Annotated in this window: 7 protein-coding genes; all 7 read right to left on the bottom strand. The window is 30.7% G+C overall.

All coding sequences use genetic code 11. The features are described from left to right. Positions 1 to 754: N-acetyl-gamma-glutamyl-phosphate reductase (argC, locus tag Q0649_RS16975; RefSeq protein ID WP_298844798.1), on the bottom strand; the 754-nt coding region annotated here is incomplete at its 3' end. Between the two features lie 182 nt (positions 755 to 936). Next, positions 937 to 2,280 (bottom strand): hemolysin family protein, encoded by a 1,344-nt coding sequence (locus tag Q0649_RS16970; protein ID WP_298844794.1) that lies wholly within the window; start codon positions 2,278 to 2,280, stop codon positions 937 to 939. A gap of 172 nt (positions 2,281 to 2,452) precedes the next feature. Next, positions 2,453 to 3,769: a hemolysin family protein gene (locus Q0649_RS16965; RefSeq protein ID WP_298844792.1), complete on the bottom strand. Its 1,317-nt coding sequence runs from the start codon at positions 3,767 to 3,769 to the stop codon at positions 2,453 to 2,455. A gap of 162 nt (positions 3,770 to 3,931) precedes the next feature. After that, positions 3,932 to 4,078 (bottom strand): lmo0937 family membrane protein, encoded by a 147-nt coding sequence (locus Q0649_RS16960; protein WP_298844789.1) that lies wholly within the window; start codon positions 4,076 to 4,078, stop codon positions 3,932 to 3,934. Between the two features lie 88 nt (positions 4,079 to 4,166). After that, complete coding sequence (locus tag Q0649_RS16955) at positions 4,167 to 6,440, bottom strand: SpoIID/LytB domain-containing protein (RefSeq protein WP_298844787.1); 2,274 nt, start codon at positions 6,438 to 6,440, stop codon at positions 4,167 to 4,169. Between the two features lie 84 nt (positions 6,441 to 6,524). Further along, entirely contained in the window at positions 6,525 to 7,652 is a 1,128-nt protein-coding gene (locus Q0649_RS16950) for an SGNH/GDSL hydrolase family protein (protein ID WP_298844784.1), read from the bottom strand. A 284-nt stretch (positions 7,653 to 7,936) separates the two neighbouring features. Beyond that, positions 7,937 to 9,113: UDP-N-acetylglucosamine 4,6-dehydratase family protein (locus tag Q0649_RS16945; RefSeq protein ID WP_298844779.1), on the bottom strand; the 1,177-nt coding region annotated here is incomplete at its 5' end.

Genomic DNA, 9,113 nt, shown 5'->3' with positions numbered 1-9,113 from the left:
TAAGTGTTGCATAACAAGTTGATAATATTCCACGATTCATTGGAACTAAATGAGGAGTAAAACATATTGTTACATCATCCCCGCAAGCTTTGCTAAGTTCTTGCTCAATCTCTGGAGTATGTCTATGAGTAGTAACTGCATAAGCTTTAATAGATTCATTACATTCTGTATAAAGCGAGGCAACATTTGCACCCCTACCTGCACCTGATACTCCTGATTTAGCATCAACTATGATTGACGTCGTATCTATCAAGTTTTTTCTTAAAAGCGGCGTAAGTGCTAATATTGTGGCTGTTGGATAACAACCTGGGTTTGCTAATAAATTACACTTTTTTATAGCTTCTCTATTTAATTCACAAAGGCCATAAACTGCATCTTTTAGTAGATCCTCGCATTCATGTTTAACGTTATACCATTTTTCATAAACATCTTTTGATTTTAATCTATAGTCCGCACCTAGATCTATTACTTTTACTCCAAGTGTTAATGCCTTCTGCGTTATTTCAAATGATTTGCCATGTGGCATAGCTATAAAAAGAACATTTATATCAGACAATTTACTCATGGCTGTCTCCATATCAACGCACATATCATCTATATAACTATAGAAGTTACCATAGGTTTCACTATAACTCATGTCTGCATATTTATGTGAAGAATAGAATTCTACATTGACATTGGGATGCTTGTATAAAAACCATGCTAGTTGTTCACCTGCATAGCCAGTAGCCCCTATTATACCTGCTTTGATCATATTGAATCGCCTCACCTTTAAAATTTGTTAATAAAGAGTATTATACAGTAGACTTATAAAAAAATCAACAAGTTTTGAATAATTATTCATATTGTTGTATATTTATTCAAGTTTATACTGTAAATACGGATAAAAAAAATGGCCCCTTAGCTATTAACTACATAACTAAGCGGGGCTTTTTACTACTTTTCATCCGATTCTTCAATTGATTTTTCAATCGACTTTTCAATCGACTTTTCAATTAATTTATTAATTTTAACTTTACTAATTCTTTTGCTATCACATTCTGATATAATAAATTCATAATTTTCATAAATTATTTTATCATTCACTTGTGGATATGAGCTTAATTTTGAATAGACCCATCCCCCAATTGTATCAATGTTTTCTTCTTCTATATCTATACTTAGAAGTTCAACGATGTCTTCAATAAGAACTTTGCCATCTACGCTATAACCGCCATCTTCTGTTTTAATAATCTCATTAACCTCTTCATCAAACTCATCTTGAATCTCACCAACTATTTCTTCTAAAATATCTTCAATAGTTAAAAGTCCAGATGTTCCACCATATTCATCAATAATTATAGCCATTTGTACCTTATCTTTTTTAAATACTTTTAATAATTCACTTATCGATAAAGATTCTGGGACAAATTTAATTTCACGGATAACATCCTCTATATTTTGGCTATTTCCTTCGATTTTCTGCTTATACAAATCCTTAATATGCACAAACCCAACAACATTATCTTTACTATCCCGACATACTGGGTATCTTGTAAGTTGTTCATCTAAAGTAAAGGCTATGATATCATCAAATGAATCTTCTAAGTAAATGCATTCCATATCGGTTCTAGGAATCATTATTTCTTTTACTGTTTTCTCAGAAAAATCGAATATATTATCTATAAAAGTTAATTCGGTTTTATCTATTAGTCCATGATTATAACTTTCCTCAACTAATAACTTTATTTCCTCATCAGTATGTGCTACATCATGTTCATCAACTAATGATACACCAAATATCTTTAAAACTAAACTAGTACTATGATTAAACGCCCACATTATTGGAAAAGTTATATTATAAAACAAAACAAGTGGTAGCGCTGTATACATTGCTATCTTCTCTGTATTTATAATTGCAAGTGACTTTGGGACTAATTCCCCAAGCACTATATGAAATCCAGTTATAAGTGAAAATCCCAATATAAATGAAATCGAGTGAACAGCAGCTTCCGGCAGATCCATTAAATTGAATAACGGAGTGAGCATTGCTGCAACTGCAGGTTCTCCTATCCATCCAAGACCAAGTGACGCAAGCGTTATTCCTAACTGACATGCAGATAGATAAGAATTTAAATTTTTTACAACCTTTAAAGTATATTTTACATTTTGAGCTCCATCCATAACTAATGTTTCTATTCTAGATTTTCTAACCTTTACCATTGCAAACTCTGTTGCAACGAAAAAAGCATTCATAAATACAAGTAAAAATACGAGAAGAATGTTTATAAAAATAGTCACTTTTGATAGCCCCTTCCAAATCAGCCTATATGCTTAGTATTATCCACATTTATTGCTATTATAACAACAACATAATTTTCTAATTATATAATACCATATTTATGCACAATTACAAATTTTATAGTTTACTTAACCTTAAATAACCCTACTTTATTTAAAAGTAGGGCAACTCTTATATACATATTTTAATTTTTTCTATTCTACGCTCTCGAACTTCCTCTATTCTAAATACTACATCCTCATATTCAACAGTTCTTTCTTCATTAATCTTTGGAATACACCCCATAAGATTAATTAGAAAACCTCCTATAGTATTGTAATCTTTGGACACTAAATTCAAATCTAAATGCTCATTCAAATCATCTAAAGAAAGTAATCCACTTACTATATAAGTATTATTATCAACTTTCTTTATTTCTGGCTCCTCATGATCATACTCATCATCTATATTACCCATGATTTCTTCTGTAATATCTTCAGTTGTAACTACCCCTGAAAATCCTCCATATTCATCTATAAGCATAGCGATATGATTTTTAGAACTTTTTAATTCTTTAAATAACTCATCTATATTCTTATTTTCTTGAACAAAATAAGGTGGATGTAATATATTCTTAATATTTACATTTTCAAAACCATTCTTTCGTGCCTCTAGCATAAAATCTTTCATATGAAGTATTCCAATGATGTTATCTGCATCATCTTCAAATACTGGTACTCTTGAATGTCTCTCATCTAACAACTCGTCTAAGAACTCAGTAATAGGGTCATTTATATCAATCATATATACGCCTGTTCTTGGAGTCATAACTTCCCTAGCTAATTTATCATCAAACTCAATAATATTATTAATCATATTTTTTTCTGTTTCATTAATAACGCCATGTTCTTGACCCACTTCTATAAGTGATTTTATTTCTTCCTTCGATAACTTTTCTTCCTTCTTCTCGCTGCCAAGACCTGTAATTTTCACTAAAACATTAGTAGATGCTGAGAGTAACCACACAAATGGCATAACAATTTTAGATACATATATAACAGGTACTACGCAAAACATTGCAATAGCCTCAGAATTTTGTAGAGCAATACGTTTTGGAAAAAGCTCTCCGCATACAAGTGTGATATACGCAAGTACAACTGTTATAGCAACTAAAGCAACCGTTTCACTATAAGGTACACTCATATTGTTTAAAACCAGTGTAAGTCTACGTGATATAGCTGTAGCCGCATATGCACTAGAAAAAAATCCAGCAAACGTAATTCCAACCTGAATCGTTGATAAAAATTTTGTTGGTTTGTCTATAAGTTTTGATAATAGTATAGCCTTTCTATTACCTTCCTCTGCTAATTGTCTAATTTTGTTCTTGTTTAAAGATACTATTGCCATTTCTGCCGATGCGAAAAATGCATTTATTAGTGTTAAAACAACAATTAATATTAATTGCGCCATTATATTGCCGTTAGGCATGGGCGCGGGTTCTGATTCCATTAAAAATTCCTCCTCTAAAATAAAAGCTTTTCATACTATAATGATAACACATAATTTAATACTTTGATTAACATTGTAAAAATAATTTTATGATTAATCACAATAAAATAGGAACCAGCCATAAGCTAGTTCCCCTTTAACTTTATATTTAATTCTCTATATTTATCTTTTCCCAAAAATCATATCAACAAGAAACAGTATTACAGCAAGTACCAGTAACATGTGTATTAATCCGCCACCAATATGAAGCAAAAAACCAACTAACCAAAAGAATACTATTACTCCACCTATCCAACGTAAAAGTCCCATATAAAACACCACCTCTCACATATATGATTTATCATTCATTATTCTAATATATTAAATTAAGTATAACAATAATCAAATATGTTTACAACTATGGTCTTGCATATACTGCTGAGGTTAAATTACTATATACTATCGTTTTTCCAACAGTTCGGTATGACTTGATTTTATAATAATAAGTCTTGCCCGGTGTTAAAGATGCACTCGTATAATATAAATATGGTGTTTTTGTTAATAAACTATATGTTCCATTACTTGAAGTAGCTCTATAAACTAAATAACCATTTGCACCAGTTACTTTGCCCCAGACTATTTTAATACTTTTAGAACTGCTCCTTGTAGCTTTAACCCCTGTAGGAGCTGCTGGAATCGGTTTTGCATTTATTACATTTAGAAAATAACTATACACTTTAAGAGTACCAACCATCCTATAAGCGCGAACTTTATAGTAATAAGTCATATTTGTTGTAAGTGAAGTGTTATTATAACTAACTTTTGGAGTCCTTGATATTAAAGCATAAGATCCTTTAATCGAACTTGATCTATAAAGTTCATAACCACTTGCTCCACTTACCGCTTTCCAACTAGTACTTATACTATTATATGAAGACGATATTGCTTTTAATGAGTAAGGCACAGCTGGTATTGGTTTAGTCGTTATGATAGATGAAAATACACTATACCTTTTAACCCCACTAACCATCTTATAAGCCTTAACTTTATAATAATAAGCCTTATTTGTTATGAGCCCAGTGTTGTTATAGCTCGTCCCAGTAATTGTTGATATTAAAACGTATTGCCCTGAAATAGATGTTGCTCTATAAACTTCATATCCAGTTACTAAAGTCACAGCGCTAAAACTTATATTAATACTATTATATGAAGATGATGATACTTTTAGATTTTTAGGCGTTGTTATTGAAATCGCGATTGGAGCAATTGGAACAACTGTCCATTTTGCATATAATGTTGTATTTACAATAACCTTGCTTGTCGCAAAATTCCAAACATTTTTGCATCCAATTTCTTTATACCAACCACCAAATGTATAACCGACTTTTTTTGGCGATGTCGGAGTTGTTACTACGTTGTTATAATCTACAGTTTTACTGCTTATCGCATTTCCACCTTGACTATTAAATGTAACTAGATCGCTAGTTATAACTGTATTGTTAGTTGCAATATTTAATATCGTTGTGCCCTCGTAATAAAACTTGAGAATTTCCTCAAATGTTTGTCCTCCTACAGCAGCCCTATTTTTTGCTCCAACTTGACTCATGCCTAAACCATGACCATTACCTTTACCGTTAAAAGTATATGTATCAGTAGATGCATCATAACTTACATCATACAGAGCGCTTGGAAAATTCAAAAATGTTTTTGCTGAATATTTACCATATGATAATGTATATTGAGTCCCAATTAAGTTTTTGAAAATCAAACTAATATTTTTAATTCTACCACTATCAAATTTAGTAAGTCCTGTACTGCTTAATAAATTCAAATCTATTTTTACAAAAGTATCAGTTGCTTGTACTTTTGAATTTAGTTTAAATAAATCATTTAGTTGTTTGGTAGTAAATGTCCTGCTCCAAATATAACTCGTATCGTAGCTATCTTGTTTAGCTTTAAGATAACTTAGTGGTGCACCCCATACATTTACTGAATCCTCTGTATATCCACCATCATTTGCAGAATATAAAGCACTAACAAGACTAGTCCCACTTAATAACACCTTACCTTCAGTTGCATCTACAGCGGATATAACCCTTGTCAATGAAGCATCATATCCTCCATATACTTGGCAATCTGTTGTGTCACAAATGCTGTAACCTTTTGTGCTATGTTTACCTACATTTGCCAAGGCATAATTCCTTGCAGCTACCGCTTGTGCCTTAAGCGCCTCAATTGGAAAATAATCTGACATCTCCTTACCAACCACACCTTTTAAATATTCTTCTATATTTATGGTATTAACAGGTACAACCTTTGGAATACCATTAATTGGAATGATTTTAAATGATAATGTTCCCCTATAATTTCTAGAAACACTAGAATTTATCTTAATAGTGCTCGCTAGATTACTTGGAATAAAACTTGCATTATTAACTAAAACTCCATTTAAACTTACCTGTGTTCCACTCACTTTTAAAATATAGCTTGTACCACTATTGCATATAACTCCATTTAAAGTGTAATCACCATTCAAAGTTATATTTAGTTGAGTACTCGCCATACTCTCAAGTCCAACGCTCATATTCTGATTTGCATAATAGTTTGAACTTGTAAAAGCATAGACATTGCTCCCTAACATAAAAATGCAAGTGACCAAGACCACAGTAAATATTTTGAACTTATTTTTCACTTTACTACCCCCTCATTATTTGTGTAACCATTTATGTAAGCTTTTATATAAACTTTTATACTCGGTAGTTTTGATGTTATTATATTAATTTGTAGCAAGTCCTAAGATTTTCACTGATTCACCACTATAAATAGTCGAAACTTCAATTTTGATTTTGTGATTTCCTACTAAATTATCAGATATTAAATTAGAATAACTAACCTCAGTAGATGACTTAGTGTCTACTTCAGATAAGAATTTTCCATCTAAATATATACTGAATTTCCCACCACTGGGTTGCTTAAGGAAATGTATAATAGCTAGACTACCCGTAGTATTAAAAGTTACAGAATCTAATGCCTTTTCCCCAACTAATCCATCTTCTAAATTAAATCCATTATTTATATCTGGTGTAGTATCAAAAACAAACTTAGTTAATTTATTAGTATCTTTATAAAAAACACTATAAGTAAGGTTAGTTTTTTTATTTGTTTTATAATTACTATCTATAATTTTTTCAATTGTGCTTGCATAGTAACTATACCCCTTGTCATTTGGAATTTCTGTATCCTTTGTTAAATCTTCATATCTTTCTGGCGAATTAACAAATGTTTTTATAGTATCGGCATATTGAAGATTATAATGCGTCGATAATTTTTTTATAACATCGCAGTAAGCATTATCTTTTCTAAATGAACTTTGTATAATTGGTATTATTTCTATATTGGGGTTTGTCTTTTTAAGTTTAATTATTATACTTTCATAAAAAATACCAAATTCATCTGGCGTCATACTCCACTGATCATTTTGTCCAAAACATAAATATGCTACATCATATTTTGTAGTTATTTTAGAATTATTTAATTCCACCCAGCTTCGTATACCTGTACTTCCGCCACCTGTAATTAAATCAGTTGTTATAGTTGAGTTGTATTTTGTCTTAACATCTTTTGCTATTAGGTTAAACCACTTTTTATCTGTAGTAGATGCACCATTACTTTGGCCCATACTATCTCCTAATATTAAAGCATTTACATCTGCTTTTTCATGAAGCTGCTGATAAAAATTTAAACTTGAAGTATTTATATCATCAGTTCCTGCTGCTTCTTTATCTTTCTGTGCTGATACAATAAGTGCTTTTTCATTTTTGCTATAACGTTTAGATCCAATTACGATTCCATAAGATGCCACTATAATTAATAGTGTACATATAATTGCCACTGCTTTTTTCATGTAAGATCACTCCTCAAATACTAAATAATAGATAATTAATTCTAAATACTTCTACATAATTATACTATTTTTTTCACTATTTTGATATAATGACTTAATTTATATTTATATATATACAAAACGTCCTAAAATTATACTTATGTTGTTTTATATTCACCATAACTCTCTTGTTTAAGATTAGCAATATCAGCGTCTACAATAAAAAAAGAACTACCCAAATGCCTATAAACATTTGGATAGTTCTTTTAACTTTATTAAATTTTGCCTTCTAAACGGAATGTAAGCTAGATAGCTTTCTCATTCTCGCCAGGCGTTTTTTTATAAGTAGGAACGATATCTTTAATTTTATCAGTTAATGCATCAACATCATTTGCTGCAATAATTTCCGCAAGATCCTTCATACTTTCTTTCATTACTCCTAAATCAGTAAAAGTAGGTTTACCAATAAAAATCTTCGCATGTTTAGTATTAGTAAGTCCTTCTTCACTCATTAGCAGTTCTTCATAAAGTTTTTCTCCTGGACGAAGCCCTGTAACTTCAATTTTAATATCTTTATTTGGCTCAAAGCCTGAAAGTTTTATTAAATCCCAAGCTAAATCATATATTTTAACAGGCTTTCCCATGTCCAAAACAAAGATTTCTCCACCCTGTGCATATGCACCAGATTGAAGCACTAATTGTGCAGCTTCAGGTATTGTCATAAAGAATCTTGTTATGTATTTATTAGTGAGTGTAACTGGTCCACCATGAGCTATTTGATTTTTAAATAATGGTATAACTGATCCATTACTTCCTAGAACATTACCAAATCTCACTGCTACAAAATGTGTTTTACTTATCTTATCCATAGATTGTATAATCATCTCACACATTCTCTTAGTAGCTCCCATAACATTAGTTGGGTTTACTGCTTTATCTGTTGATATCATAACAAATCTTTCAACATTATGTCTATTAGCACACTCTGCTACATTATAAGTTCCAAATACATTATTTTTTATTGCTTCCATAGGACTTACTTCCATTAATGGAACATGTTTATGTGCCGCTGCATGGAAAACTATATCTGGTGAATAAGTATTAAAAACATCTTCAAGTCTTGCTTTATCTCTAACAGACCCAATAAGTACCTTTAAATCTAATTTTGGATATTTATACTTAAGTTCTATTTGTAAATCATAAGCATTGTTTTCATATATATCAAAAACAATTAATTGTTTAGGTGCAAATTTTATAATTTGACGACATAATTCAGAACCAATAGAACCGCCGCCACCTGTTACTAAAATTGTTTTGTTTTTAATATACGCTGCAATGCCTTCTGTATCGAGCACTACTGCTTTACGACCAAGTAAATCTTCAATGTCTACTTTTCTAATTTGACTAAGGGAAACTTTTCCATTTAATATTTCATACATACCTGGAATAATTTCTATTTTACATTTTGTTTTTTTACATATT

This window comes from uncultured Clostridium sp. (assembly GCF_937920395.1).
Classification (GTDB): Bacteria; Bacillota; Clostridia; order Clostridiales; family Clostridiaceae; genus Clostridium_AD.
The sequence above is the reverse complement of the archived record's forward strand: the minus strand, read 5'-3'. Positions and strand labels throughout refer to the sequence as shown.

Excerpts from the sequence above, each read along its gene's own strand:
- Q0649_RS16965 (WP_298844792.1), bottom strand. The coding sequence starts at position 3,769 with ATGGAATCAGAACCCGCGCCCATGCCTAACGGCAATATAATGGCGCAA.
- Q0649_RS16960 (WP_298844789.1), bottom strand. The coding sequence starts at position 4,078 with ATGGGACTTTTACGTTGGATAGGTGGAGTAATAGTATTCTTTTGGTTA.
- Q0649_RS16950 (WP_298844784.1), bottom strand. The coding sequence starts at position 7,652 with ATGAAAAAAGCAGTGGCAATTATATGTACACTATTAATTATAGTGGCA.